Genomic DNA, 25,543 nt, shown 5'->3' with positions numbered 1-25,543 from the left:
TAGAACTCATCGTAGGCTACGATTTCATGAACAAGACCGCTCGAGCCACGTCTTCATCGGTGACGAGGTGTGTTACAAACTCGCTTCGCAGAACTGATAGGATCGCCCTCGCCTTGGCCTTTCCACCTGCGATGGCAAACACGTTGCGCGCCTTCTTCAGCTGATCAGGACTTACCGATGTGGTGCTCTTGCCCTTGATTCCGTGGCCATCTGCATCAAGAAACCACCCGCAGACTGCAGCTGCCACACGCGAGTGCCCAACTGCTTCAAGGGCCGCCATGAAGTAAGGATCATGGATGTCGGCAATGTTGCCATTGCCGACGCCAATCAAGGCGCATCCAAGCTGGTCCCACAGGCTAGTGCACTGCCGGATGGATGCATCCTCCATCAAGGACTCAGCGATGCTGGGTTCACCGATATAGAGGGGAGCATTGAGGTATTTGAACTCTGCATTCAGCCGCTGAGCCGCCACGTGCACCACCTGGTTGATCTGAGGCTGGCCGTCGATGCCAAGATTGCCGCCTGACAGTGGAACAACTCGTAGGCAGGGGCAATCCCTTGTTTCGGAGAGCGCCTTGATGACCTCATAAACAGTGGAACTGGCTCCGACTCCTATTACGTCACCCGGTTGCAGGCTTGCGCGAAGCAGCTCCGCTCCGCGGTAGCCAAGGCGTGCCTTGAGGATTCCGCAGTCTTCGCCTGATGGACAGAGCCTGCAACCCTTGAGGCCGAAGGCCAACATGAGCTCCTCTTCAAGCTCTTTCAGCCGTTTCGAAGGGTCAACGATGGATATGTTGACTATTCCCTGGTCTCTAGCCGTCTGCAGAAGCCTTGATACAGCGGGTCGAGACAATCCGAGGTCGTCGGCGATATCCTTCTGCGTCCTTCCGTGAATATAGTACATCTCGCTTATCAACACGAGAATGCTGAGATCGTGTTCAGCCGCGCCGTCATTGTCTGACACTCAAGCCCCTCCTGCAGTGAATCAATGCGAACGCTTTAGCAGTTCGTGGATTGACTATTAGACATGGTCATTGAAATTCCTTCCCTGCTGATCAACGGGATTTCGGCGGTTTGAACAAATGTCAGAAAGGAATTTCAAAACCAGTGTGGAATAGAGTGCATTATCAGGCAAAAGTCGAGGGAGGTGAGCGCCAGCTAGCGCAAATGCGGAGGAGGGCAGGGTGTCTACTCAGTCGTGCTGCAGGCACAACACAAAGGAGGTAGGCAGAGGTTGTTTCAAGCATTGCTCATCGGGCTGTTCACTTGGTGGGTAGCGAGTCCTTTCAGCATCAACCTAAGCTTCATGGTGTTCATGCGGCCATTGGTCTCTGGAGCCGTCGTAGGCCTCATTCTCGGTGACGTCGCCAAGGGAATTCGGATTGGCGCAGCTATCAACGCTGTTTACATTGGCTACATGAACGTTGGCGGCGCAGCTACCGGAGATATGACCAGTGCAGGCATCGTCGGCACCGCCATGGGCATTCTCGCCAACATGAGCGTAGAGACCGCGCTAGCTTTTGCCATACCCATCGGACTTCTGGGAAATGCAGTGAATCCTCTGATGATGGCAGTCAAGTCGTTGTTCGTTCACAAGGCTGATGCATATGCAGAAGAGGGCAATCTCAGAGGCATTGTGCGATTGAACCTCATTCCAGGCACGATTGCCGCGCTCCTGTATCCGGCCATTCCCATATTCCTTATTGTGGCGTTTGGCGCCGAGCCAGTTCAGGCCCTCATTTCGGCCATGCCGGTGAAACTAATGACTGGTTTGAGCGTTACTGGCAAGCTTCTGCCAGCCGTAGGCTACGCTATGCTGTTCCGCTACATGGCTCGCGACACTATGGATCTGTCGATTTACCTGATAGGGTTCGTTTTTGCAGCGTATCTCAAGCTCGACATCATCGGAATCGTAATCCTAGGCATGTGCACTGCCGCTCTTCTGTACTTCAGGCATGATGGGAAGGGGGCCTCTGAGAATGTCGGCTGAGAAAACACAGGCGAGGAAGAAAATCTCCCGTCGTGCGCTGCTGAAATCCTGGTTCAACTGGTCGGCGTTTCTGCATGGTCTCTACAACTGGGAACGCATGCAGGCGGTTGGATTCGCTCACGCAATGGTTCCCATCATCGAGGATCTGTATGAAACCAAGGAAGAGATATCTGCTGCCCTCAAACGCCACCTTGTATTCTTCAACACCAGTCCTCAGGTTGGAGCTCTGGCGGCAGGTCTGGCAGCTTCTATGGAAGAGCAACGCGCTAACGGAGTTCCATTGGATGATGACACTATCAACTCAGTGAAGACCTCGCTCATGGGCCCTCTTGCAGGCCTTGGCGACACCATTACTCAGGGCATGGTGGTTCCGATTCTGCTCGCAATAGGCATCTCTCTTGGCCTGGAGGGCAACGGCCTAGGCCCACTGATCTACGCGGTGGGTGCTTCGGCGTACGCATACGCATTCTCGTATTGGGCGTACATGCAGGGCTATGTACATGGCGGCAATCTGGTTGAGCGCATGTACGAAAGCGGCCTACTCGAGCGGCTTTCCGATGCCGCGGGGTTCGTGGGCCTTATCGCTACAGGCGGCTTAACAGCCAGATACGTGAACTTCAGGTTCGCATATGAGCTGAAGATCTCAGACATTACCGCTTTCAGCCTCCAGACGCAGGTGTTCGACAGATTGATGCCCGGGCTCCTGCCCCTGGCGACAGTGCTGATCATATGGCATTTGCTCAAGAAGGGCGCCAAGGTCACCAACATCATCTGGGGCGTTTTCGTGGCTGGCACTATCCTTGGCGCTTTAGGTATCTTGGCATAGCTTCCGTTTTCCATGGCGGAGTATCGTTCGGTGTGGGCCCCACCAGAAGGCCGGGCCCACACCGAGTCCGATAGTGTAGAGGGGGTTCACCAATGTTAGTCAAGTCAAGAGCAGCAGTGATCGTAGCACAAGAAAGGGTGGAAATGCGGGAGATCGACATGCCTGCACCAAAGCGAGGGGAGGTGCTCGTTAGGCAGAAGGCCGTGGCACTGTGCACCTTGGAGCAGAGGTTCTTCACTGGAGTCTTTCCTCGCTATCCAGGATGCTGGGGCCATGAGGTGTCGGGCATCGTTGAAGCAATAGGCCCAGACACCCACACTCCTCTGAAGGTTGGAGACCATGTAGCTCGCGGCGGAGGAAGTGCCTGTGGTGAGTGCCATGAGTGCGCTGTGGGGCAAGACTCCTTTTGCCCAGCTGAGAAAGAACGCCTGCAGAAACAGCAGAATACGGGCAGGCCAGATGGGATAGCGGGCATTTTTGGCATGTCGGAGTACGCTTCCGTGGATCCGCATGACCTCGTCAAGATGTCGGAGAGCATACCTTTTGAGGAGGCTGCTCTGGCAGAGCCGATTGCCTGTGCTGTCAACAGCGCCGATAAGCTTGACATTGAGTTGGGTCAAACAGTTGTGGTAATCGGAGCAGGCGCCATGGGATTAGCCAATGTCCTGGTTGCTCGGGCGAGGGGCGCATTTGTTGTGGTAAGCGATCTGGATCCCAACAGGCGCGCGCATGCCCTGAAGGCTGGAGCGCACGCTGTTCTCGACCCTATCAACGACGACATCGTTGAGCAACTGAAGGCCGTAAACGACGGGCGTGGAGCTGACGTAGTTATAGTGGCGATAGGCGTGAAGCCGGCCAATGACGATGCCCTAAGGCTTCTGGCGCCTCACGGCAAGATGATGCTGTTTGCATCGGCTCATCCGGCTGTGCCCATATCAATCGACCCCAATTTCGTACACAGGTCAGGAATCTGGATCACCGGATCAACGAGCAAGAACCGAAAGGCCCTCTATCAGGCCGCATTGCTGATTTCGCGCGGCATTATCGACGTCAAACCGATGATCGAGAAGGTCATGCCGCTTGATGAGGCTCAGCAAGCCTTTGAAGAAGCGATTAAGGCAGACACCTATCGTATTGTGATTACGATGTAGTAGCCGTCTATGAGCTAATTGAGGAGGACTAATCTGATGCTTACAACTATGAATGTGTTGTTGCAGGATGCGCGGCAGAAGCGGTACGGCGTAGCAGCTCCGGGAGTCAACGACATGCAAACAGTGAACGCGGTGTTTCAGGCTGCGAGTGAACTGAGGTCTCCGATCATCCTAGACTGCGTTGAGATGAACGACTTCGAGGCAGTAGCCGACATCGCCAGGTTCTTCGCTGCAAGATATCCGGAGGTCCCTGCTGCTCTCAACCTCGACCACGGGCACACCTTTGACGTTTGCGCCAAGGCGATACGAGCCGGGTTCACTTCGGTGATGATCGATTGCTCCAAGCTGCCCTTCGAAGAGAACGTGAAGATCACGGCTGAGGTCGTGAAAATGGCGCACGCAGCAGGAATCTCGGTCGAGGCCGAACTCGGTCGAGTTGGAAGCGCCCGCAATTATGCTGAGGATCGTACTGCCCCTCTTACTGATCCAGCTGAGGCAGTTGAGTTTGTCAAACTGACTTCAGTGGATTGCCTGGCTGTTGCAGTCGGAACCGCGCACGGGCTGTATGAAGGGGAGACGCCTCAACTGGATTTTGGGCGTCTTTCGGAACTCCGCGAAGCCGTACCCGTGCCCCTGGTGCTTCACGGCGGTTCATCAACAGGCGACGACAAGCTTGCCCTTGCGGTCAGAACAGGCATCAGCAAGATAAATCTGTTCAGCGACTTGTCGTCGGCGGGCGCCAATGCCATCAAAGCACTTCTGTTAAGCGGCAAGACTACCGCCCTTGGGTTCCTGCCATTGAGCATGGTTTACGGAGCGGGCGTCGAAGCATACAAGAAGATGGTAATGCACTATATTACGGTATTTGGGTCTAGCGGCGCCCTCGACCGCTAGAATTGGATGACCCAGGCGTGATCGGAGAAGCCGTCGTAATGCCTGTGGGACCTGCTCATCATCATGGGATGACGTGAGCAGGTCTTCGGGCACGGCGCGCTGGCACTGTGCAATGGAGGTCCATCTGGAAATGAACCTACTCACATAGGAGGATATGAAACGGATGGAACTGGTCTTTGTCAGAGTCGATAGCAGGCTCATTCATGGGCAAGTGTCTACCGCATGGGTTCACGGCACAGGCGTCAACAGGCTCATGGTGGTCAACGACAAAGCAGCCAATGACCCAATGGAGAGGGCGCTTCTGAAGATGGCGAAGCCAAGGAGCATCGCGACTCTTGACGTATTGACTGTTGCCCAGGCGATAGGCGTCATCAACAAGGACAATTCCGGGGACAAGGTGATGCTGATAGCGCGAACGCCAAGAGATGTTAAGGGCCTTGTCGATGGGGGCATCAACATCAAGAAGGTCAACCTCGGCAACATGCCTTCAGGCCCTGGAAGGGCCAGACTGGACGAGTCTGTTTGCGCGGATCCCGAGGAGATAGAGATTCTGAGGGAGATGCTGGGAGCGGGCATCGTCGTGTTCTCTCAGATGACTCCTTCGTCTCCCAAAAACGACATTCGCCACAAGCTCTAGCATGGCACATATCCTATTTGTGGGGGAGGGTGCGTCTTGGTTGGCATAGTAGTGTTGTGCCACGGTCGAATGGCAGAGGCTCTCCTCGAGACTGCCGAGATGATAGTCGGGCCACATGCTCAAGTCGCTAGTGTTCCATTCACGGCCGACATGAGCCTGGAAGATTACAGGGATTCAGTGGCCATGGCCTCGGAAACGGTGGACTGCGGTGACGGAGCCCTTTTTCTTGCTGATTTGCAGGGCGGGACGCCGTGCAATGTTGCTGCGTTGGCCTCAACTATGAGAAATAGCCGCGTAGTGACTGGAGTCAATGTTCCGATGCTTGTGACTGTGCTCTTATCCCGTGAAGGAGTGGACATAGACGATCTCTCCGGGCTTGCCTGTGGTGCCGGCATTGAGGGAATCCAAGCTGTGAACCTGAGCGATGGAGGAACGGAGGAGACGCACATTGACTGAGGCCATGGTGACTATCAAGAGCAAGGTGGGATTGCATGCCCGGCCTGCCGCGCGCCTCGTTCAGGAAGCAATGAGGCACAGGTGCAAGATAACGCTCATGGCTTCAGGGAAGAAGGCTGATGCCAGGAGCATGATCCAGGTACTGGCTTTGGGAGTTCAATGCGGGCAGGAGGTCGTGATTCGAACCGACGGCACAGGAGAAGTTGAAGCACTGCAGCAGCTCGTGTCAATAGTAAATGAGTCAGCCGACGGGATATAGGGGGGTATGGATGAGCAGGAAGCTAGTGGGCACTCCGGTATCTCCAGGGCTATGCGTTGGTCGCGCTGTTGTGCTGAGGGCCATTCATGCGGATGACGTAGGACGACACATAGTTGAGGCGGAAGCGGAAACCGAGATAGCAAGATTCAAGGATGCAGTTCAGAGGGCCTGTTGTGAGCTCGCGGAGATCCAGAGGGAAACCCTGGCTAGAGTTGGCGAGCATGAGTCGGCAATCTTCGAAGCACAACTGCTGATGGTGCAGGATCCAACTATTGAAGAGTCGGTTGAGGACAGAATACGGCATGATCTTGTTTCCGCTGAGATAGCCTGCACGATGGTGTGCGAGGAGAACGCCAAGACGCTTCAGGCGCTTGAGGATCAGTATCTTGCAGCTAGAGCCCAGGATATCAGAGACATCGGGCGAAGACTAGTCTGCTGCCTTACGGGCGGCGCTATGGGGATTCCGGGAACAGGTATGCCCGAAAACCCAGTCATCGTCGCCGATGATCTATCTCCTTCTGATACTGCAGGCCTTGATGCAACAAGGGTTTCAGCGGTGGTTTTGGATAGAGGTGGAGCCACATCGCACACGGCCATCCTTGTGAGAGCCCTAGGCATTCCGGCTGTCATGGCAGTAGGCGCTGCGACGAAGGCAATAGCCGATGGTGATGTGGTGGTAGTGGATGGTGACAGCGGTGAGGTGATCGTGACTCCTGATGATAGAGAGTGCGCAGATTGCCAAGTAAGAGTCGAGGCCATCAGGGAGGAAAAGCGAAGGCTTATGCTTCTCTGCAACCTGCCTTCGGTCACGGCTGATGGCAGGCGCGTGCAGCTCGCTGCCAACATCGGTGGACCTAATGACACGAAGATGGTGAAGGCTGCAGGCGCCGAAGGAGTGGGCCTGTTCCGCACCGAGTTTCTGTTTCTTGATAGGACCTCTGCCCCAGATGAAAACGAGCAGTTCGAGGCCTACAAACAAGTGCTCTGCGAGATGGACCCCCGTCCGGTGATTGTGAGAACTCTAGATGCGGGCGGCGACAAGTTCATCCCGTATCTGGCCATGCCCAACGAAGCCAATCCTTTTCTGGGGCTGAGGGCTGTCCGCCTGTGCCTCAAGGAGGAGCGGCTTTTCAAAACTCAGCTCAGGGCCCTCTTGCGAGCATCAGTCTACGGCAACCTGAAGATAATGTTCCCCATGGTTGCGAATGTCGAAGACCTCAGAGCCGCCAAGTTCGTGCTGGAGAGCGTTAAACGCGAGCTGTCATGCGAGGGAGTCGAGGTGCAGAGCGACATTCCTGTCGGCATCATGGTCGAAATACCGTCCGCGGTCGTGACCGCAGACATATTGGCGAAGGAGTGCGACTTCTTCAGTATTGGCACCAATGATCTAGTCCAGTACACCATGGCATGTGATCGTGGAAATCCGCATGTTGGATACCTCAACGATCCCCTATCCCCTGCAGTGCTGAGGCTCATCGCCAGAACCATTCAGGAAGGTCATAACAACCAGATGCACGTGGGCATGTGCGGCGAGATGGCTGGGATGCCCATGGCCATTCCCTTTCTGGTGGGAATGGGGATAGATGAACTCAGCATGGCATCCTCTTCCTTGCCCAAGGCAAAGCAGATTGTCAGAAGCCTCGATTCCCGGAATGCGTCATTGATCTGGGAACGAATCAAGTCCATGAGCACCGGCGGTGAGATACGGTCATATCTGGAAGGGTTGCCGGGCATGCGCTGACGCGGCTTGTCCTCAAAGGTAGTCTTGGATAACGAGTACAGATAACTAACCGACCGCACCGTCGCGCATTGCGCTTCGCTGCGGTCGGTTTCACGAGCAGATCGCGTAGAGACGGACTGATCGAGAAACACCAAGGAGGGAAGGTTGTTGATTATGTCCAGAGAACTATCTCATTGATAAGACATGTAGATACTCGTAATGCCAAATGCCACAAGCAGTCATCCTATTGATAGTATAATAGCGTTGACAGTTGCTAGTTAACAGTATAGCCTGTAAAAAGGGAGTATTGAAAGTGAGCAATGCCGAGAATGTGGATGTCGGAGGCAAACTGAAGAAGCTCCGGCAGGTAAAAGGAATATCCTTGAAGGCGGCAGCAGAAGCGACTGGCATGAGCTATTCGTATCTGTGGGGTTTGGAGCACAGCAAGCACTCGATTTCAATTGCTAATCTGCAAAGATTATCGGAGTTTTTCAACGTAGACCTCGTGTACTTCTTCAAAACTGCAAGTCAGGGTCCTGTCTCGCTTGTGGGCAGAGACGACACAACGACATACCACACACAGGATGGATTGAGGTTCAACCTCATTACTTCAGGGCGCTCGAAGAACATGCAGGTCATGGAAGTATACCATCCACCCCATACCCCATCTGAAAGAAGGGTCTACTGTCACGATCAGGAAGGTGAGGAGTTCATCACAGTACTAGAAGGAAAGCTCTTTGTGATGGTAGAGGATACAACGTATGAGCTGGAAAAGGGAGATCCTATCATGTTCAGTTCGAGTATGAGGCACTCGATCTACACTGAAGATTTGCCAGCGCGTTTCCTTTTGGTAGCTAGCCCTCCCTATGGCGATTTCCTCCTGTAAGGGCGTAGCCTTCTCTAGTCAATAGACGATTGCAGGAGGCTGAGTGAATCTGGATTGCTCAGTTCCGCCAGCATGGCAGGGTATGGCCATGAGCCGGCTCTTGATGTGGTGTCCGCGAAACTGGCGCCGACTACGCCGACGCAAGAACAGGCGCGTCAAATGCTTATTGATGTGTACTGCGGCGAAAAACCTGTTGAGCAATCGAGAAGTCAACATCAGTAACGGAGGCTGGAGCAAATGAGAGCGCACATCATCTTTCACAGTATCGGCGGGCACACATACGACCTAGCTGAGGCGATAGCAGAAGGGGTAAGGAGAGTTCCAGGTTGTGAAGCCAGTTTGTATCGTGTTCCAGAAACCTTTGACGAAGAGACTTTGACCAGATTGGGTTCGGAGAGCGAACGTTTTGATCATATTCCAGTGGCTCAGTGGGGAGACGCGGAACCTATCCTGGAAGCAGATGCCATAATACTGGGCGCTCCAACGCATTTTGGCAGGATGTCATCACAGCTTCAGGACTATCTGGACCATACCGCCGCTCCGCCGTGGCTGAACGGGGATCTGATCGGCAAGGTTGGGGCCGCCTTTACCTCAACCGCAAGCCAGAATGGTGGAGCTGAAGAAACCATCAGAGGGATGCAAACTACACTGATGCACTTTGGAATGGTGGTTGTTCCAATGCCGAACCGGCATGACATATTCGAAATGAGACAGATCGATGTTGTTGTCGGCGGGACCCAGTACGGAGCGAGTTGCGCAGTTGGTGGAGGAGAGGCGATGCGTCCGGTGCACGATTACGAAAAGAACCTGGGCAGGCTGCATGGCGAGTTCATAGCAAAGGTGGCCCTAGCCCTGGAACTGGGGCGCAAGCAGATGTAGGCGAAATGCAGAGGACTGAAACCATTGCTGCCGGCATAGAACGTGCAACGGAGGTAGAAAGCCATATGACGAAACGAATAGCTCACTATATCAACCAGTTTTACGGCGGAATTGGCGGTGAAGATGCTGCTGGTACGCCGCTTACGATCAAAGAAGGGCATATTGGGCCGGGCATAGCGCTGCAAAGAGAACTGGGCGATGGCTACGAGATCGTGATAACCATCATCTGCGGTGATAACTACTATAGCGAGAATAGTGAGCAAGTTATTGATGAGGTCTGCAAGGCAATTGGTGAGAAGGGTGTGGATCTGCTGGCAGCAGGGCCAGCTTTCAATGCTGGACGATATGGGCTGGCTTGCGGCGGGATCTGTACTAGTGTCGCCAAGCGTCTCAGCATCCCCGTGATTACGGCCATGCACCCTGAAAACCCTGCAGTGGAGATCTATAGGAAGGACCTGCTCATCGTAGCTGCGGCAGCCTCGGCAGCCGGCATGAAAGACGCCATACGCAATATGGCGAGGTTGGGAAAAAAGATAATGAATGGCGAGGAGATTCTGTCGGCCGAGGAGGAAGGCCATATCCCTCGCGGCAAACGGCTTAACCAGATAGTAGATGAGCCTGCAGCCGTGAGGGCCGTGCAGATGCTGCAGAAGAAACTGAAAGGCGAGCCCTTCAAGACAGAGGTGGTAGTAGAGAAATATGAGGAAGTGGCGCCCGCCAAACCGATCAAGGATCTTTCACAAGCAACCATCGCCTTGGTGACTGAAGCGGGAATTGTCCCCTTTGGGAATCCGGATAGGATTAGGCATGCCAATGCAACGAACTGGGCGTCATATTCCTTAAGGGGGATCACCGATCTAGAAAAGGGACAGTATGAAGCCGTTCACGGAGGGTTTGATGCCAGTTTCGCCAACGAGGACCCAGATAGGGTTCTGCCTGTGGACGCTTTGAGGTATTTCGAAAGAGAAGGATATATTGGTAAACTGCATGATATCTACTACGCTACTGTGGGCAACGGTACACCGGTTGATAGAAGCATGAGATTCGGTGAGGAAATTGCCAGGGAACTGCTGGAGGCAAAGGTGGATGGCGTTCTCATCCCCTCCACCTGAGCGACTGGCACGCGTTGCGGTGCAACGCTAACCAAGGAAATAGAAAAAGCCGGAATACCTGCGGCATGTATTACAGCGATGAGCTCAATTGCAGAAGCAGTTGGAGCGAGCAGGATTGTTATTGGCGGTCGTATTCCTTATACGTGCAGTAATGCTTCTCTTCCATGGGAACGAGAAATCGAGTATAGGAGGAAGCTTGTAAGGGCCGCACTTGATGCCTTGTGTACCGAAGTCGAAAAGCCGACAGTATTCTCTGCATGAAACGACTAAGGCATTGAGAGGAGGAAGGGCCTTATGAAGCTGAATCTAGGCGCTTTCGAAGTAGAAGACGTTGTGTTCGATAGTGAAACGGCATTCGCGGACGGTGTTCTTAGGCTCAATGAACAGGAGATCAAGGACCTGGTTGTGCAGGACGGCAATCTCGCTGGTGTGCGAGTAGACATCGTAAAACCAGGGGAGCGAAAAAGGATCATTCATGTCCTTGATGTTATTGAGCCACGAATCAAACTAGACAGTGGGCTGGAATCCTTTCCGGGGTTCATGTCCGCCCCCATAACAGTTGGGAGAGGGACAACGCATCGGCTAAGTGGAGTCGCAGTGATGGAAAGCGCGGAACTGCCCTGGGATGCTGGGGGATTGCTGATACCCCGAGAAGGAATAATCGATATGGTTGGGCCCGGAAAATACTACAGTCCATTCCACAAGACGATCAACATCGTCCTCTCCTTTGAACTGGCTGAAGGCAGGTCAGATATGGAGTATGATGTCGCTGTTCGCCTGGCGGGCATCAAGGTATCGAAATACCTGGCGGAAACCGTCCGGAGCTTAACACCCGATGTGATGGATGTTTTCAGTACTGAGAACAGGCGAAGTGATCTTCCGAATGTAGTCTATATCCACCAGTATCAATCGCAAGGAACATATGCCCATACATATTGCTATGGCAAGGATATGTACGACAACTTGCCTACAGTGATCAACCCCAATGAGATGATTGACGGTGGCCTGGTCAGCGGGAACTATGCCTATGCCTGTTTCAAGACACCGACCTATCTACACTGTAACAACCCTGTGGTGTTGGAGCTATACAAAGGGCACGGGATCAACCACAATTTCGCCGGAGTGGTTATTGCCCGGGGACATAACTATACATTCTACGAGAAGCTTCGTTCTGCACAATATGCAGCCAAACTGGCCAAGGAACTGGATGCCCAGGGCGCCATCATAACATGGGAAGGAGGCGGCAACTCGGCAATTGAGGCGATGCAGACAGTCAAGGCATGTGAAGAAGTGGGCATCAAGGCGGTGATCATTGCCTATGAGATGGGTGGACCTGAAGGGGATGCCATTGCCCTGCTGGACAGCGTGGAAGAGGCCGATGCCATAGTGAGTGCGGGGAGTATCGAGAAGAAGATAGTCCTTCCGCCGCTCACGCCGGTTGGAGGCGGGGAACTGAGGTTGGCAAGGGAACTGGGTGGGATCAGGATGGACGCATCCGGCAGTTTGGAGTTTGATATCTCTCACGAGATGTACTGCGGCGCCAACCAGACCGGCTTCGGTTTGATTGCGGCACGTGATCACTAAGAACAGTTTCGAAAGGGGCACAGGCGATGAACCCGTATGATTATGTTAAGAAGGAACCCTATAAGCTTTATATCAACGGCGAATTCGTTCCGTCTGCATCCGGAGAGACTTTTGATATCATCAACCCTGTCAATAACGAGAGATTTGCCACAGCTTACAGAGGCGGCAAAGCAGATGTTGAAAAAGCGATTCTGGCAGCCAGGGATGCTTTCGACCACGGTCCTTGGGGCAAGACGACCAACTACCAGAGAAGCCAGCTCTTGCTGAAGACCAGAGACCTAATGTCGCAGCGACTGGAGGAATTCGCCGCGCTGGAGGCGTTGGACTGTGGCAAGATCTTTACCAGTTCCTTGTACTATGAAGCAGTTAAGGGACTAGACGGTTTTGAGTATAGTGCTGGCAAGGCTCGCTGCCTGGAAGGCAAGGTCGTGCCGGTTGACGGAGAAGGCAGATACTTCAACTATGTAATCTGGCAACCCCAGGGAGTCGTTGGTGAGATATTGCCCTGGAACGGTCCACTGATGATGGGCGCTTTCAAAGTTGCGTCCATTTTGGCTGCCGGTAATACTGTCATCATCAAGCCTTCGTCTTGGGCTTCCTTAAGCATCCTGGCCATGGCGGAGCTATTTCACGAAGCCGGATTCCCGCCGGGAGTTGTCAACGTTGTAACCGGTTCCGGCGGTGAAGTCGGCAGCGCATTGGTTGAAAGTCCGTTAGTGGATATGGTATCCATGACCGGCGGCACCGAGACAGGCAAGAAGGTCATTGCTGATTCCAGCAAGACTGTCAAGGACATTGCTTTGGAGCTGGGCGGCAAAAGCCCCAACATCGTTTTCCCGGATATTGAGTGGGAATCCGCTGTCAAGTGGACTCGTTTCGGTTTTACCCTAAGCTCCGGACAGGTTTGCGTTTCCGGCGCCCGCCTCATTTTGCATCGATCCATATATGATGAATTCTTGACCCAACTGAAGATCGAATGCGAGAAGATGATCCCCGGCGACGGTTTCGACTATGAAAAAGGGGTAAACCTACCGCCCCTCATTCATAAGCAACATGCCGCCAAGGTATGGAGTTACATTGAAAAGGGCAAAGCAGAGGGAGCCCGCCTGATTACCGGTGGTGTGCCCTACACCGACCCGGCGCTGGCTAAGGGCAACTTCGTTCCTCCTACCGTATTTGCGGATGTTACTCCGGAAATGACCATTTTCCAGGAAGAGATCTTTGGTCCAGTTCTTACAGTAACGCCTTTTGAAACTGAGCAAGAAGCGATAGATTTGGCCAACGGTACGCCTTTTGGACTAGCTGGAGCCGTGTTCACCAATGATTGCCGACGGGCTTTACGGGTAGCGGAAGCGATTAAGGCCGGTCAAATCTATGTTAACACCTACTTCAGCAAAGCCATTAACGAGTCTCCCGGAGCCGGCTGGAAAGAGAGCGGTCTCGGCATTGCCGGCATTCAGAAATACATGAGGTCTAAAACGGTGTTCATGGATATGAGTGAAGGAACTCTGCCGCCCCAATGAAGTCTGTTGGTGCAGTGATGATTGTTGCAGTAGTGGTCATCCTACTGGCGCCGGATACTGTGCTGTTGCTGCCGAGACTCTTCATGCACTAAGGTCCGGCGATACGGAAATCTCGGGGAGGCTGCCGGAGCATCGGCAGCCTCCCTTTGTCCCATATTCCGCACCCTTGGGCATTCAACCGCTCGTTTCTCAAGGGAAACGAACGTTCCGTGGGGCCGCAACACAGACGGACGGCGACACTCCCAGGGCGCGGAGCGTCTTATCCGGGAACAGCTTTGATTCCGAAAGAGTCCGAGCGCCATCAGCCACATGCACCGACTCATTGTTCACCACATCGAACTCAACGTCTTCTCGCAGGCGGTCAATGCCGACCAAACCGGCATCGTCGCGAGCTGAATGCCACTCAGTTCGACATTGACCACGGGGTCAGTGTCCATTTCGTCGACATTGACGGTCCGGCTCCCGCTGTCGAGGTACACGTGAACTGCATCGCGCACCCGGCCCATCCCTGAAAACGCGTCTACCTGCGAGTCAGCCACGCCACATTATGCCATGCGGTTCGCCGCGAAAGCTCCCCGTCCCGGATTCTGCGAGAGCTGACGTTTAGAGGGCCTCAATGCTGGATTCATCGACATTGCGGGCGTTTCAACGTCGATTCCATCGACATTGCGGGCGTTTCAACGTCGATTCCATCGACATTGAGCTCGTCTCACTGCTGGATTCGTCGATATCATCGCCCCAGGACTCGGTCGTGCCGGTCGCGCCTCGTCAGGCAGCGCGGGCGTGCAGCCCTGCACACGCCTCTGGCCTGGCAGTCTCGCAGTCTGGCAGCAACGCCCCCGGCGATCACGACGAAGCGAGCCACACAGCGGTCGCAAACCTGGGCGCTCTCCGGAAGCCTGGAGGGCCCGAAGCGGCCCGAGCGCGTTTCTGTGAGGTTTCCCGCTAAGGTGTACGGATCTGACCCAGGCTATCCCGCAAGGTGGTTGAAATCGGATCAGCTGGGCTCATTCTCACGCTGGATCGTGCGGAATGGGGGGGTATATGACGGCTCGAGTTGGCTCAAATTGGCCACAGTAGACGCGGATATGACAAAATCTAGGCGAAACGAGATTGCTGGGAGCGCTTTTGGGGCGTTGCCGGGTCCGAAATCCCCCGTAGGCATGCACTGTGGCGGTAAACCTGGGTTGTAAGCGCCCATCTCCCGCAGGAACTTGGTCACTCCGCGTCCAGCTTGCACCTGGATACCGTGTTGGGTATGCGGCGCGCGCGAATCCGGGAGGAAACTGGGACTCTGTGTTCGAGTGGAAGAACTTCCGTTCCGATCCCGTCAAGGGCGCCGAAGATGGGGTACAGGGTTGAAGGTCATGATGAGGCATACGCTATAGTCCAAAAGTCAGAACGTGACCAACGCCGAGAGTCTATCAATCATGAGTGCAAACCGCCTCCGGTCGGTTGGTCGGCATGGCGCCTCCTCGCGAAACTCACCGCGGTGCAAAGAAAGTTCCAAGTGTCAGAAGGAATTTCCGAACGCGCCGCCGAATTGAGCTTGTACTTGATACATAGGTTGGAGCAAGCCAGAAAGGAGCAGTGATGCTCTCATGGCAGCACGAGGTGAGGGAAGCTCAACTGCCCGTAACAGAACGGGCGCCCGCTTTCTGGATGGCCCGCTGCCCCTCGAACGAGACGCCGAGGGGTTTCGTCGCGGGCGCGCTTGCATGGCCCTGTATGTTCTGTCCAATTCGGCCGCGAACATGATCGAACGGGTAGCTGTGGCGGCGGCGCCTCCGGCAGCGGTCACATCAATCGAGGTTTGGACGACTGCTGCCGTGTCGATTCTGTTTCGGTGGGTCCAGGCCAGGTTGCAGGCACGTGCGGATGGGGCAGGAAGCGCGGTGAAGGCTGAGGGGCGTCCCGCTGCGCGCACCATTGAGCTTTGGCACTTCGCGGCAGCAGGGCTTCTGGGGCCAGTCACCGGAACCCATAGCTTCCTCACTGCTATGAGGCTCGGAGGGGTCGGGTTCACTGTAGCAATCGTCCAAACATGGAGCCTGTGGGCGATACTCATGGGTATACTGCTGCTCAAAGAGAAGGGCAGCTGGCGGCTTGCGATCGGTGTTCCCGCGTCTCTGGTCGGCATACTCTTAATATCCACTCAGCAGCAGAGTCTATCTGATGTGTCCGCTTTCCTGTCGTCCGGCCTTCCCTGGGCGGTGCTGGCTTCGCTCTGTTTTGCCGGGTCATCCGTCCTGATCAGGCGAGGCTTATCCAGGGGAGCCGATCAGGGAATCGGATTCGTGGTCCAGTACCTCACAGCATCCATTCTGCTGGCGGCCAGAGCTGCTGCCGATCCAGCGCCCCTTGCCTCTCTCGGCCTGGCCAGGATAGGCATGATCATGTGCGCTGGCGTGTTGGCGGGCGTGGTGGCCATGGGTTTCATGTACAGGGCGCTGGCGATGTGCCCCATCTCCAAGGTCATGTTGATAAGCGCGTCATATCCAGCTATCGTAAACGTACTCTCATGGGCTTTCCTCGGTGAATCGGTCACAGTAACGGGCATCGTCGGGATACTGTTAGTAACGTCTTCATGTGTGTGGACTCAGGTGGAAAACGACTGACGGACCCGCGCCGGCTCCTGCCGCTGGTTGCCGCGATCGGCGCGGAAAACGTTGCATGGGGGTTGACTAGGTCGATGAACACGTGCGGCGCTCGCTTGCACTCCGAGGAGAGGAAGACGGCGTTTGTGGCCCTCTTGCCGTCGATGGCCATTTTCTGTCTCTTCACTGTGTATCCTGTCATCTACTCCCTCTATCTCAGTTTCTTCGACTGCTCGTTGTTGGGCGGTCAGAAGACGTTCATAGGCTTCGGAAACTACGCGAGGATGATGGCGAGCTCTGATTTCAGGGTGGCGCTGGCCAATACCGCAAAGTACGCCATCGGAACAGTTCCAATCGGCGCAACGCTCTCAATGTTCGTGGCAGTATTGCTCAACATGAAGCTGAGGGGCCGCGGCTTATACAGAGTAGCTTACTTCATGCCGGTGGTCACATCGATGGTGGCGGTGGCCATCGTGTGGATGTGGGTGTTCGACCCGTATTACGGCCTATTCAACGCGCTTCTGGAGAAAGTTGGAATCTCGGGGCCTGCGTGGCTCGCCGATCCGCGCTGGTCATTGCCTTCGGTGATAATGCTTGGCATATGGAAAAACCTCGGCTACAACATGGTGATCTTCCTGGCGGGTCTGCAGGATGTGCCCGCGGAGTACTATGAGAGCGCTGAGATAGACGGCGCCGGGGCTTGGCAGAAGTTTCTCTATGTGACTATGCCGCTGATGCGCACGACGATCGGGTTCGTGTTGGTCATGAGCACTATCAAGTCGTTCCAGGTATTCGGGCAGGTCTACGTGATGACAGGCGGCGGGCCCATGAACTCGACCATGGTCCTTGTCTACTATATCTACAGGCAGGCGTTTGAGTTCTACAAGAGCGGGTACGCTTCCGCTGTGGCCTGGTTCTTGTTCGCTTTGATACTTGTTCTGACCATGCTTCAGAAGAGACTCCTCAAGGCTGAGGACTGAAGAGAAAGGACGAGGTGCCAGAGGGATGCCTACAAACGCAATCATGGGCAACAGCAGGGGAGCCAACGCCGCCCACGCCAGGCGTGTTGTGTCCAAGACCGCGGGCACGGCGCTGGTGCATGCAGTGCTGATAGTCGGCGCGATATTCATGGCGCTGCCGTTTGTATGGATGATACTTACGTCGCTCAAAGACGATAGCGAAGTGTTCACGTATTCGCTCCAGTGGCTTCCATCCAAACTCAACTTCGACGGCTACAAAGAGGTATGGACGGAGATATCTTTTGCGCGCATGTATCTGAATAGCTTCATTGTGGCAGGGGGCATCACCATATGCCAGCTCATCACGAGCGCTCTGGCGGGGTATGCGTTCGCGAGGCTGGATTTCCCCGGCCGGGACACGGTCTTCATGATCTACCTCTCAGCCATGATGATACCGCACCAGGCCACTGTCATACCCTCGTTCATACTGGTTCGGAACCTAGGAATGGTCGACAAGTACTCCGCGCTCATACTTCCATTTGCAGCCGGACCTTTCGGCGCGTTCATGCTAAGGCAATTCTTCCTGGGAATGCCCAGGTCTTTGGAGGAAGCAGCGATCATCGATGGTTGCTCCCGATTCGGAGTTCTACGACACGTAGTATTGCCTCTGTGCAAACCTGCAATGGTTACTCTAGGACTATTCCAGTTCATGTTTGCATGGAACGACTTCATGTGGCCACTGATAGTAACAAATAAGATGTCCATGAGGACCCTCCAAGTTGGTCTGGCTCTGCTGCGTGCAGAGGCATCGACCAACTGGCCGATGCTCATGGCTGCCACGGTCTTGGCAACAGTGCCAGTACTGGTGGCCTTCCTGGCCGCACAGAGGCAATTTATCGAGAGTATCGCTTTCACCGGGCTGAAGTACTAGTGCGCATTCGACTGTCACGGATGAGAGGAGGGCAGTATTCCCTGGATCCTTCGGAGATGCTGACCATGGCGCCCAAGGCGCATCAAACACTATCTTGCGAGAGGAGCTGGACTCAATGAGACGGTGTGCTGCGAAACGGATCGTGATCTCTTGCGTCGCTGCGATTGCACTTCTGGCGCTCTGTGTGGGCTCCGTCGCGGCGGGACCCGCCAGGATCAAGCTGAGCTACTGGCATTTCCTCGGCGGAGATATGGGCAAACGTCATGAGACGCTGATCAAGGAGTTCAACAAGGCAAACCCCGACATCGAGGTGGAGCCGCTCTATTCTGGCAACGCCTGGACCATGCGGGACAAGCTGCTCACCGCTGTAGCAGGGAAGCAGCCCCCGGACGTATCGATGATCGATCAGTTCTGGGCGGCTCAACTTGCGTCCACCGGAGCCATCGTCAAGATGCAGACGCTGATTGACGGCTCCGACGGGATCGACAAGGCGGATGTAAACAAGACCGCGTGGATGACCGCCACTGTGGACGGCGAGATATGGACCATGCCATATGCCATGAGCAATATTGTACTCTACTATAACAAGGACGCTTTCAAGGCTGCCGGACTGGATCCGGAGAAGCCTCCGACCACATGGACGGAGCTGGTGGATTGCGCCAAGAAACTTACCCGCGATGTGAACGGGGACGGCAAGGTCGACGAGTGGGGCCTGTCATTCCCAGTCAAGGCGGACGCCGGAACCGTCTACTACTACATAGCCTTCCTGTGGCAGGCGGGCGGAGAGCTGTACAACAGCGACTTCAGCAAGGTTGCGTTCAACAGCCCCGCCGGTGTGGAGGCGCTCAAGTTCTGGGTCGATCTCGTTAATAAGCATGGCGTCCTCCCGGTGGCCCCGCCGACCGAGGGCTTCACGGTGGGAAGAATCGCCATGGAAATGGCGAGTTCATCAACTCTAGAAACCAGGCAGGCCAAGTGCAAGTTCCCCATCGGTGTGGCGCACATGCCGGCTGGGAAGAACAAGGTTACCGGAGTGGGCGGAAACAACCTGGCCATATTCAAGAACTCCCCCGAGAAGGAAGCTGCAGCCTGGAAGTTCGTGAAGTGGATGAGCAGCCCGGAAATGAACCTCAGGTGGAGCACCATGACGGGATACACACCACTCAGGACATCTGTGGTCAACTCCCAGGTCTACAAGGACTATCTCAAGGCCAATCCGGAGGTGGCCACGATGGCTGCCCAGATGGCATTCGCCAAGCCGCGTCCTAACAACGAGACCTACCCCGAGGTATCGCGTATTCTGGGGCTGGCGGTTGAGAAAGCCCTGTTCTCAAAGGCCGATCCAAAGCAGCTGCTCGACGAGGCCGCAGCAGAGGCCAACGAGGCCATCAAGTCCATTGTCAAGAAGTAGCACTGACGGTGAAAGCAACATCTAATCCGACATGATGTCGGTTCGACAAAATGCTCACGGTTCCGGGTGTAGCCCCGGCAACCGGGGTTGGCGCCCGGAACCGTGAATTGGAATCGTGGAAGTGATTAACACATGCAATTCGGCGTAACAACAATGGTGTTCTACTCAAGGCCGCTCGATGAGGCCATTCAAGCCATAGCCAGGTGCGGGTACGACTTCGCAGAGCTTTGGATGGACCAGGTATGGAGGGACTTCCCCAGCCGCCCCGCAGAGGGCGTGCGCCGGGTGCTCGAGAAGTCCGGAATTGGGGCCACCGTCCACTGCCCGGTCATGGACGTGAATATCACCTCGCCCAACATCGGCATAAGGAACGAATCCATCAGGCAGCTCCTTGACTGCATAGAGTTCGCGCACGAGATAGGCGCCCGACTCGTGGTCGTTCACCCAGGCAGACGGTTTTCAGTGAAGGAGCCCTTCACGGAGCACTGGAAGGCACAGGTGGAGGCACTTGGACGTGCGTTCGACAAGGGCGCGTCGCTTGGAGTGACGCTGGCCCTGGAAAACATGGAGATCGACAAGGGTGTAGCGTCCGTAACAGATTACCCCGACATGCTGAGGGTCGTGAAAGACTGCGGCGTGGAGGATCTCAAGATAACCCTCGATACCGCGCACATGCGGGATACCAAGGTCGTACTGCGGTTCATAGAGAACCTCGGACCGAGGATCGCTCACGTGCATGTGAGCGACGCCACTGACAAGGCCCTCCACCTTCGAATAGGCGAAGGGACGCTGGATTTGCCGGCCATTGCGCGATCACTCGAGGAGCATCGATTTTCGGGCATATACTCGCTTGAGACCTACATACCGGGTGATGAAGACGCCCTGGCTGATGAAAAGCGGAAGTTGGCCCGGCTATTCGATTAGGTTCTGGGGTGGCTCGAACACGGAGGGAGGGACTCTACTATGTCTACCATGAAGGCTGCGGTTCTGCTTGCACCGGGCAAGATAGAGATTCAGGAGAGAGAGATGCCATCAGTGGGGCCCAACGAGGTTCTCGTAAAGGTGAGAGCCTGCGGGATATGCAGTTTCGAGAGGCGGCTATACAGCGGGGAGAAGAGCATAGGGTACCCGGTGGTTCCGGGGCATGAGGCGTCGGGCGTGGTCGTGGAGGTAGGAGAGGCGGTAAGACGTACTCTGGCGCCTGGGACTCGAGTGGCGCTAGACCTGCTGAACAGGTGCGGTGAATGTGAGTTCTGCCGCACTGGCAGGGGCAATCTGTGCAAGTATATGTACCGGGGTCACCTGAATCTGCTCGGAGGCTTCGGCCAGTACGTTTCCGTGCCGTCGGAGCAGGTGTTTGAAATAAGCGAATCCATTAGCTTCGAGGAAGCGGCCCTCGCTGAGCCCACGGCATGCACCATCCATTCGCTGAACAAGGCCGGGGCACGCTTTACAGAGACCATGCTGGTGTACGGTGTGGGACCCATGGGTATGCTTCACGTCATCGTTGGAGCTGCGATGGGCCTCGAAGTGGGTGTTGTAGATCCTGATCCGGCGAGGAGGCAGATAGCCTTGTCGTTAGGCGCCAGGTTCGCCGCAGCATCTGGGCCTGATGCTGAGCTCAAGCAGACTGTGACTGATGGATTCGGAGCATCGCCTGATATTGTGATCGTCACTGCTCCAGTGATCGCCGCTGTTCACTCGGCTTTGGCGGTGGCGGGGAATACCTCTAGGATAGTGCTTTTCGGCATGTTCCCGAAAGGCGCCATGTGGGACGCGGATCCTAACAAGATCCATTACTCAGAAGTACAGGTGATGGGGAGCGAGAGTCGGACACCGCTGGACTTCCTCACCGCGGTTCGCGCCATATCGTCTGGCATCGTGAATGTGAGATCCATGGTCTCCAAAGTTGTTCCGCTTGACGATGTTGCGAAGGCTCTGTCGGAGAATGCATCCGTTGACACAATGCGCGTGGTGCTCTCTATGGACGCTCAGTGATTCGGGGCCGGCGACCTCAAACTGCAATCTTGACCGAAAGGCGTGATAGTCATGATCGGAAAAAACGTTAGGATGAAGTCTCTCATCAACCCCCGAACCGGGCGCACGGTCATTGTCGCCATGGACCACGGACAGATCATAGGGCCCGCGCATGGGCTTGAAAACCCGCTTGAAGCGTTCCGCCGCGTGGTCAAGGGCAAACCCGACGCCATACTGACTACGCGCGGCATGGTGGAGCGGGGCTGGGAAGCGCTCGATCCCGCAATTGGCCTCATGATCCGCATCACTGGAGGTTTCACTGTTCTCGGAGGCAAGTTCGAGGAGGCGCTGATCAGTTCGGTTTCGCACGCGCTGAAACTCGGCGCTACTGGGGTCGCCGTGACTGTGAAGTACGGCCATGAGAGGGAAGACGAGTTCACGCGGCAGGCATCGCTTGTTGCTGACGATTGCTATGACTGGGGCATGCCGCTGATGACCGAGGTGTGGCCGGCAGGCAAGAATGTAGATAAGCCTTCCAATCTTTCAGCAGTGAAACTGGGCGCCCGGGCTGCGGCCGAATTCGGCACTGATATCGTGAAGACCTTCTACCCTGGCTCCGAAGAGGGTTGTGCCGAGGTGGTCGCGGGGTGCCCTGTGCCTGTGGTGGTGCTTGGAGGCGAGAAGGTCGATGCGCCTATTGAGACATTCCAGATGGTCGAGTCGGCTATGAAGGCGGGCGCAGCGGGCGTAGCCATGGGTAGGAACGTGTGGGGCCAGCCCGACCCAACGAGGATGATAGAGGCGCTTCGTGGCATCGTACATGAGGGATGGAGCGCGGAACAGGCGGATAGCTACTGCGGAAGGCAGGGTTGATGTGTGGGCAAGGTTGAGGGGGCTTGCCTCCTAAAGGTGCAAGGTGTGCTGGCCACATTGCCTCCAAGTGAACAGAGGGTGGCTCTGCGCGTGCTGGAGCACCCGAGGAAAGTCGTTCAGTCCACAATAACCGAACTGGCTCGCGAGTGTGACGTCTCGGAATCGACTGTAGTGCGATTCTGTAAGAACCTGGGTCTGGACGGATACAAGGAATTTCGCATTGCCATAGCTCAGGAATTAGGGGCTCTGATACCGGAGCTCGTCGTGGGCGAGCTCGACACGGCGCGCGAGATGGGAACACTCGCTGAGAGTGTGTTCTCCAACAATATCAGGGCCCTCCAGGCCACCTTGAACTCGCTGGATTACGAGGCAGTAAACCGGGCAATCGATGCGCTGGCCAGTGCTAGGAGAGTGGACTTCTACGGGGCAGGCCCCTCCAGCGTTGTCGCAATGGACGCGTATATCAAGTTCATGCGGATAGGATTGTCAACAGGGTACAACTCCAACGCCCACTTGCAGGCCGTTTCGGCCGCAGTGCTGACACCGCTGGATGTGGCGGTCGGGATCTCATATTCAGGTTCTACTCGAGACACCATCGACGCGTTGACCATCGCTAGGAACACCGGGGCGACCACGGTTGCGGTGACGAATTTTCACGACATGCCCATATGCGACGCGGCGGATATCGTCATATGCACCAGTGCTGATGAGTCGCTCTTCCAGGGAGGCGCCATGGCGTCGCGCACGGCTCAGCTGGCTGTGATCGACTTGATCTTCGTGGGCACAGTCAGCAGGAGGCCCGATGTGTTCTCCGGTCAGTTCGCCAAGACCAGGGCCGCACTTCTCGCTAAGCTGAGGGGCTGCTCAAACGCCTCGCCGCAGTCGAATAGGAGCGATCGAGCGCTGCCCCGGAAGGAGAACGAGAGGCAGGAACAGGGGAGTGGCCGATGAATATCTTCGTTCTCATGAAGCAAGTGCCGGGGACCTCCAACGTCAAGATGGACGAGAAGACCGGCACGATGATTCGGACAGAGCATGAGAATGTGGCAAACCCGCTCGACGAGAATGCTCTCGGAGAGGCGCTGCGCATCAGGGAGTCGATACCCGGCTCCACAGTCATCGCCATGAGCATGGGGCCTCAGCCTGCGGTGAAGGCGCTGCGGTTGGCGCCACGCGCGATGTAGTGGATCTCGGCTGGATCAGCTATCCCCATCAGATAGGCCTTTCAGGCAAAACGGTGTCGCCACGTCTTTACGTCGGCATCGGCCTATCCGGATCAGTACAGCACTTGGCAGGCATGCAGACGTCTGAAACGATCGTGGCGATCAACAAAGACAAAGATGCGCAGATCCTCAAGGTGGCCGACTACGGCATAGTGGGGGATTTGTTCGACGTAGTCCCGGAGATGATCGAGAAACTCCGCAAGGAGACGGGGAGGTGACTGCGGTGAATCGCTACAATCCGGTGACGCCGGAGATCCTCAAGCAATTGGAGAGCATAACGGGCCCTCGCGGCGTGGTCACCGACCCGGAGAGGCTATGTGTGTACTCTCATGACGAGACTTCGGAGGCGGCTTACGTTCGGATGCCCGAGGTCGTGGTGAAGCCGCAGGACGCCGCGGAGGTCTCGGAGGTACTGAGACTGGCAAACAGAGAGATGGTTCCCGTTACTCCGAGAGGCGCAGGCACGGGGCTTTCCGGGGGATGCGTGCCAATGTGCGGCGGGATCGTGCTGTCCATGGAGCGAATGAACCGGATCATCGATCTGGACCGTCAGAACCTATTCATCGTGGTCGAACCTGGGGTCACCACGGGGGAGATCCAAAGGAAGGCACGAGAGGAAGGACTGCTCTACGCAGGAGATCCGTGCTCAGCAGAGAGTTCACAGATAGGTGGGAATCTGGCCGAGAACGCCGGCGGCAACAAGGCCGTGAAGTACGGGACCACAGCACGACATGTCTATGGGCTGGAAGTGGTGCTGCCCAGCGGCGAGATTATGAGGCTGGGTGGCAAATGCGTTAAGGACGTCACCGGATACGACTTGATCCACCTGATGGTGGGCTCGGAGGGAACGCTCGGTGTAATCACGCGGGCCTGGCTCAAGCTTCTCCCGCTTCCGCGGTTCAGCGTGGCTCTGCTGGTCCCGTTCCAGTCGATGCAGACGGCGATAGAGGTCGTCCCGAAGATCATGACTGCCGGCGGCATCATCCCGACATCCGTGGAGTTCATGGACAGCCCTTCCATCAAAGCATCTGAGCGTTACCTGAACTCGTCGCTGCCGTATAGCGATGCCGGCGCCTACATCGTGATCGAGCTTGAGGGCAACTCGGAAACCCAAGTGGAGTCGGAATACGAGTTCATCGGGAAGCTGTGCGCGGAAAGCGGCGCGCTCGAGGTGTTCGTGGCCGACAATCTGTCGACACATGATCGGATATGGAAGGCCCGAAAGTGCATCGCAGAGGCATTGCGGCTGGTGAGCCCGGTGTACTGCATGGAGGACATCACTGTTCCCACATCCGAGATACCGGGTCTGCTTTCGGAGATAACCGCCATGTCTTCAAGGCATGGGGTGGCCATACCATGTTTCGGCCATGCAGGGGACGGGAACATCCACGCGACGCTGCTCCGGGGCGACATGGACGAGCTCACGTGGGAGCGTGTGCGCGACCGTCTGCTGGAAGAGATCTACACCGCCACATACAGCCGCGGCGGCAACCTCTCAGGGGAGCACGGCATCGGCGCCAAGAGGCTTGCTTCATGGAGCAAGTTCGCTAACCCGGCGCAAATCACAGTGACTAAGTCCATCAAGGCCGCCCTGGATCCTAACGGCATACTCAACCCGGGCAAGGTAGTGCGCTAGACCTGGGGAATGGAGCGGA

Annotated in this window: 25 protein-coding genes and 1 pseudogene; 24 read left to right on the top strand and 2 right to left on the bottom strand. The window is 55.8% G+C overall.

Features of this window, described 5'->3' with window-relative positions; translation table 11 throughout:
* Positions 1–16 precede the first annotated feature (16 nt).
* Positions 17–964 carry a sugar-binding domain-containing protein gene (locus VB144_14665; GenBank protein ID MEA4884871.1) on the bottom strand — a complete coding sequence of 316 codons (948 nt, stop codon included), beginning with the start codon at positions 962–964 and terminating at the stop codon, positions 17–19.
* 270 nt (positions 965–1,234) lie between these two features.
* Here VB144_14665 and VB144_14660 point away from each other — a divergent pair, with 270 nt between their 5' ends.
* The 13 genes from VB144_14660 (at position 1,235) to VB144_14600 (ending at position 13,917) form a co-directional block, all read left to right on the top strand.
* Positions 1,235–1,990 carry a PTS sugar transporter subunit IIC gene (locus VB144_14660; GenBank protein ID MEA4884870.1) on the top strand — a complete coding sequence of 252 codons (756 nt, stop codon included), beginning with the start codon at positions 1,235–1,237 and terminating at the stop codon, positions 1,988–1,990.
* The gene (locus VB144_14655) at positions 1,980–2,816 is read left to right on the top strand and encodes a PTS system mannose/fructose/sorbose family transporter subunit IID (protein MEA4884869.1); all 837 of its coding nucleotides are present in this window, start codon (positions 1,980–1,982) and stop codon (positions 2,814–2,816) included. Before VB144_14660 ends, VB144_14655 begins: the two co-directional genes overlap by 11 nt.
* A gap of 92 nt (positions 2,817–2,908) precedes the next feature.
* Positions 2,909–3,967 carry a zinc-binding dehydrogenase gene (locus VB144_14650; protein MEA4884868.1) on the top strand — a complete coding sequence of 353 codons (1,059 nt, stop codon included), beginning with the start codon at positions 2,909–2,911 and terminating at the stop codon, positions 3,965–3,967.
* Between the two features lie 36 nt (positions 3,968–4,003).
* The gene (locus VB144_14645) at positions 4,004–4,861 is read left to right on the top strand and encodes a class II fructose-bisphosphate aldolase (protein ID MEA4884867.1); all 858 of its coding nucleotides are present in this window, start codon (positions 4,004–4,006) and stop codon (positions 4,859–4,861) included.
* A 163-nt stretch (positions 4,862–5,024) separates the two neighbouring features.
* On the top strand, positions 5,025–5,498 hold the full coding sequence (locus VB144_14640) for a PTS sugar transporter subunit IIB (GenBank protein ID MEA4884866.1): 474 nt from the start codon (positions 5,025–5,027) through the stop codon (positions 5,496–5,498).
* A gap of 36 nt (positions 5,499–5,534) precedes the next feature.
* Positions 5,535–5,954, top strand: coding sequence for a PTS sugar transporter subunit IIA (locus VB144_14635; GenBank protein ID MEA4884865.1), 420 nt, complete (start codon positions 5,535–5,537; stop codon positions 5,952–5,954).
* Positions 5,947–6,213, top strand: coding sequence for an HPr family phosphocarrier protein (locus VB144_14630; GenBank protein ID MEA4884864.1), 267 nt, complete (start codon positions 5,947–5,949; stop codon positions 6,211–6,213). Before VB144_14635 ends, VB144_14630 begins: the two co-directional genes overlap by 8 nt.
* Positions 6,214–6,223: 10 nt before the next feature.
* The gene (gene ptsP, locus VB144_14625; protein MEA4884863.1) at positions 6,224–7,954 is read left to right on the top strand and encodes a phosphoenolpyruvate--protein phosphotransferase; all 1,731 of its coding nucleotides are present in this window, start codon (positions 6,224–6,226) and stop codon (positions 7,952–7,954) included.
* A 292-nt stretch (positions 7,955–8,246) separates the two neighbouring features.
* Positions 8,247–8,819, top strand: a complete 573-nt coding sequence (locus tag VB144_14620; GenBank protein ID MEA4884862.1) for an XRE family transcriptional regulator — start codon at positions 8,247–8,249, stop codon at positions 8,817–8,819.
* A 237-nt stretch (positions 8,820–9,056) separates the two neighbouring features.
* On the top strand, positions 9,057–9,698 hold the full coding sequence (gene wrbA, locus VB144_14615) for an NAD(P)H:quinone oxidoreductase (protein ID MEA4884861.1): 642 nt from the start codon (positions 9,057–9,059) through the stop codon (positions 9,696–9,698).
* A gap of 65 nt (positions 9,699–9,763) precedes the next feature.
* The gene (locus tag VB144_14610; protein ID MEA4884860.1) at positions 9,764–11,071 is read left to right on the top strand and encodes a glycine/betaine/sarcosine/D-proline family reductase selenoprotein B; all 1,308 of its coding nucleotides are present in this window, start codon (positions 9,764–9,766) and stop codon (positions 11,069–11,071) included.
* Between the two features lie 33 nt (positions 11,072–11,104).
* Complete coding sequence (locus tag VB144_14605) at positions 11,105–12,394, top strand: glycine/sarcosine/betaine reductase component B subunit (GenBank protein MEA4884859.1); 1,290 nt, start codon at positions 11,105–11,107, stop codon at positions 12,392–12,394.
* Between the two features lie 26 nt (positions 12,395–12,420).
* A complete protein-coding gene (locus tag VB144_14600; protein ID MEA4884858.1) occupies positions 12,421–13,917 on the top strand; it encodes an aldehyde dehydrogenase family protein in 1,497 nt (498 codons plus the stop codon).
* A 326-nt stretch (positions 13,918–14,243) separates the two neighbouring features.
* Here the strand turns inward: VB144_14600 and VB144_14595 are convergent, their stop codons facing one another.
* Positions 14,244–14,456: a hypothetical protein gene (locus VB144_14595; protein ID MEA4884857.1), complete on the bottom strand. Its 213-nt coding sequence runs from the start codon at positions 14,454–14,456 to the stop codon at positions 14,244–14,246.
* Positions 14,457–15,518: 1,062 nt separating this feature from the next.
* Here VB144_14595 and VB144_14590 point away from each other — a divergent pair.
* The 11 genes and pseudogenes from VB144_14590 to VB144_14540 all read left to right on the top strand — a co-directional run bounded on the left by VB144_14590 (position 15,519) and on the right by VB144_14540 (position 25,524).
* Positions 15,519–16,535 carry a DMT family transporter gene (locus VB144_14590; protein MEA4884856.1) on the top strand — a complete coding sequence of 339 codons (1,017 nt, stop codon included), beginning with the start codon at positions 15,519–15,521 and terminating at the stop codon, positions 16,533–16,535.
* Positions 16,536–16,609: 74 nt separating this feature from the next.
* A complete protein-coding gene (locus tag VB144_14585) occupies positions 16,610–17,494 on the top strand; it encodes a sugar ABC transporter permease (protein MEA4884855.1) in 885 nt (294 codons plus the stop codon).
* 25 nt (positions 17,495–17,519) lie between these two features.
* A complete protein-coding gene (locus VB144_14580; GenBank protein ID MEA4884854.1) occupies positions 17,520–18,404 on the top strand; it encodes a carbohydrate ABC transporter permease in 885 nt (294 codons plus the stop codon).
* 115 nt (positions 18,405–18,519) lie between these two features.
* A complete protein-coding gene (locus VB144_14575; GenBank protein ID MEA4884853.1) occupies positions 18,520–19,815 on the top strand; it encodes an ABC transporter substrate-binding protein in 1,296 nt (431 codons plus the stop codon).
* Between the two features lie 132 nt (positions 19,816–19,947).
* Positions 19,948–20,739, top strand: a complete 792-nt coding sequence (locus tag VB144_14570) for a sugar phosphate isomerase/epimerase family protein (GenBank protein ID MEA4884852.1) — start codon at positions 19,948–19,950, stop codon at positions 20,737–20,739.
* Between the two features lie 39 nt (positions 20,740–20,778).
* A complete protein-coding gene (locus VB144_14565; protein ID MEA4884851.1) occupies positions 20,779–21,813 on the top strand; it encodes an alcohol dehydrogenase catalytic domain-containing protein in 1,035 nt (344 codons plus the stop codon).
* A 51-nt stretch (positions 21,814–21,864) separates the two neighbouring features.
* Positions 21,865–22,665 (top strand): 2-amino-3,7-dideoxy-D-threo-hept-6-ulosonate synthase, encoded by an 801-nt coding sequence (locus VB144_14560; GenBank protein ID MEA4884850.1) that lies wholly within the window; start codon positions 21,865–21,867, stop codon positions 22,663–22,665.
* Positions 22,666–22,668: 3 nt separating this feature from the next.
* Positions 22,669–23,616: a MurR/RpiR family transcriptional regulator gene (locus VB144_14555; protein ID MEA4884849.1), complete on the top strand. Its 948-nt coding sequence runs from the start codon at positions 22,669–22,671 to the stop codon at positions 23,614–23,616.
* Positions 23,613–23,849, top strand: coding sequence for a hypothetical protein (locus VB144_14550; GenBank protein ID MEA4884848.1), 237 nt, complete (start codon positions 23,613–23,615; stop codon positions 23,847–23,849). The genes VB144_14555 and VB144_14550 overlap by 4 nt, the downstream gene beginning before the upstream one ends.
* Positions 23,825–24,106, top strand: a pseudogene (locus VB144_14545) (electron transfer flavoprotein subunit alpha/FixB family protein). Before VB144_14550 ends, VB144_14545 begins: the two are co-directional and overlap by 25 nt.
* Positions 24,107–24,111: 5 nt before the next feature.
* Positions 24,112–25,524, top strand: a complete 1,413-nt coding sequence (locus tag VB144_14540; protein ID MEA4884847.1) for an FAD-linked oxidase C-terminal domain-containing protein — start codon at positions 24,112–24,114, stop codon at positions 25,522–25,524.
* Positions 25,525–25,543: the final 19 nt, after the last annotated feature.

The sequence above is a fragment of the Clostridia bacterium genome (assembly GCA_034926675.1).
Classification (GTDB): domain Bacteria; phylum Bacillota; class DTU025; order DTU025; family DTU025; genus JAYFQW01.
Note: the sequence above shows the minus strand (reverse complement) of the source record. Positions and strands in the feature narration are given on the sequence as shown.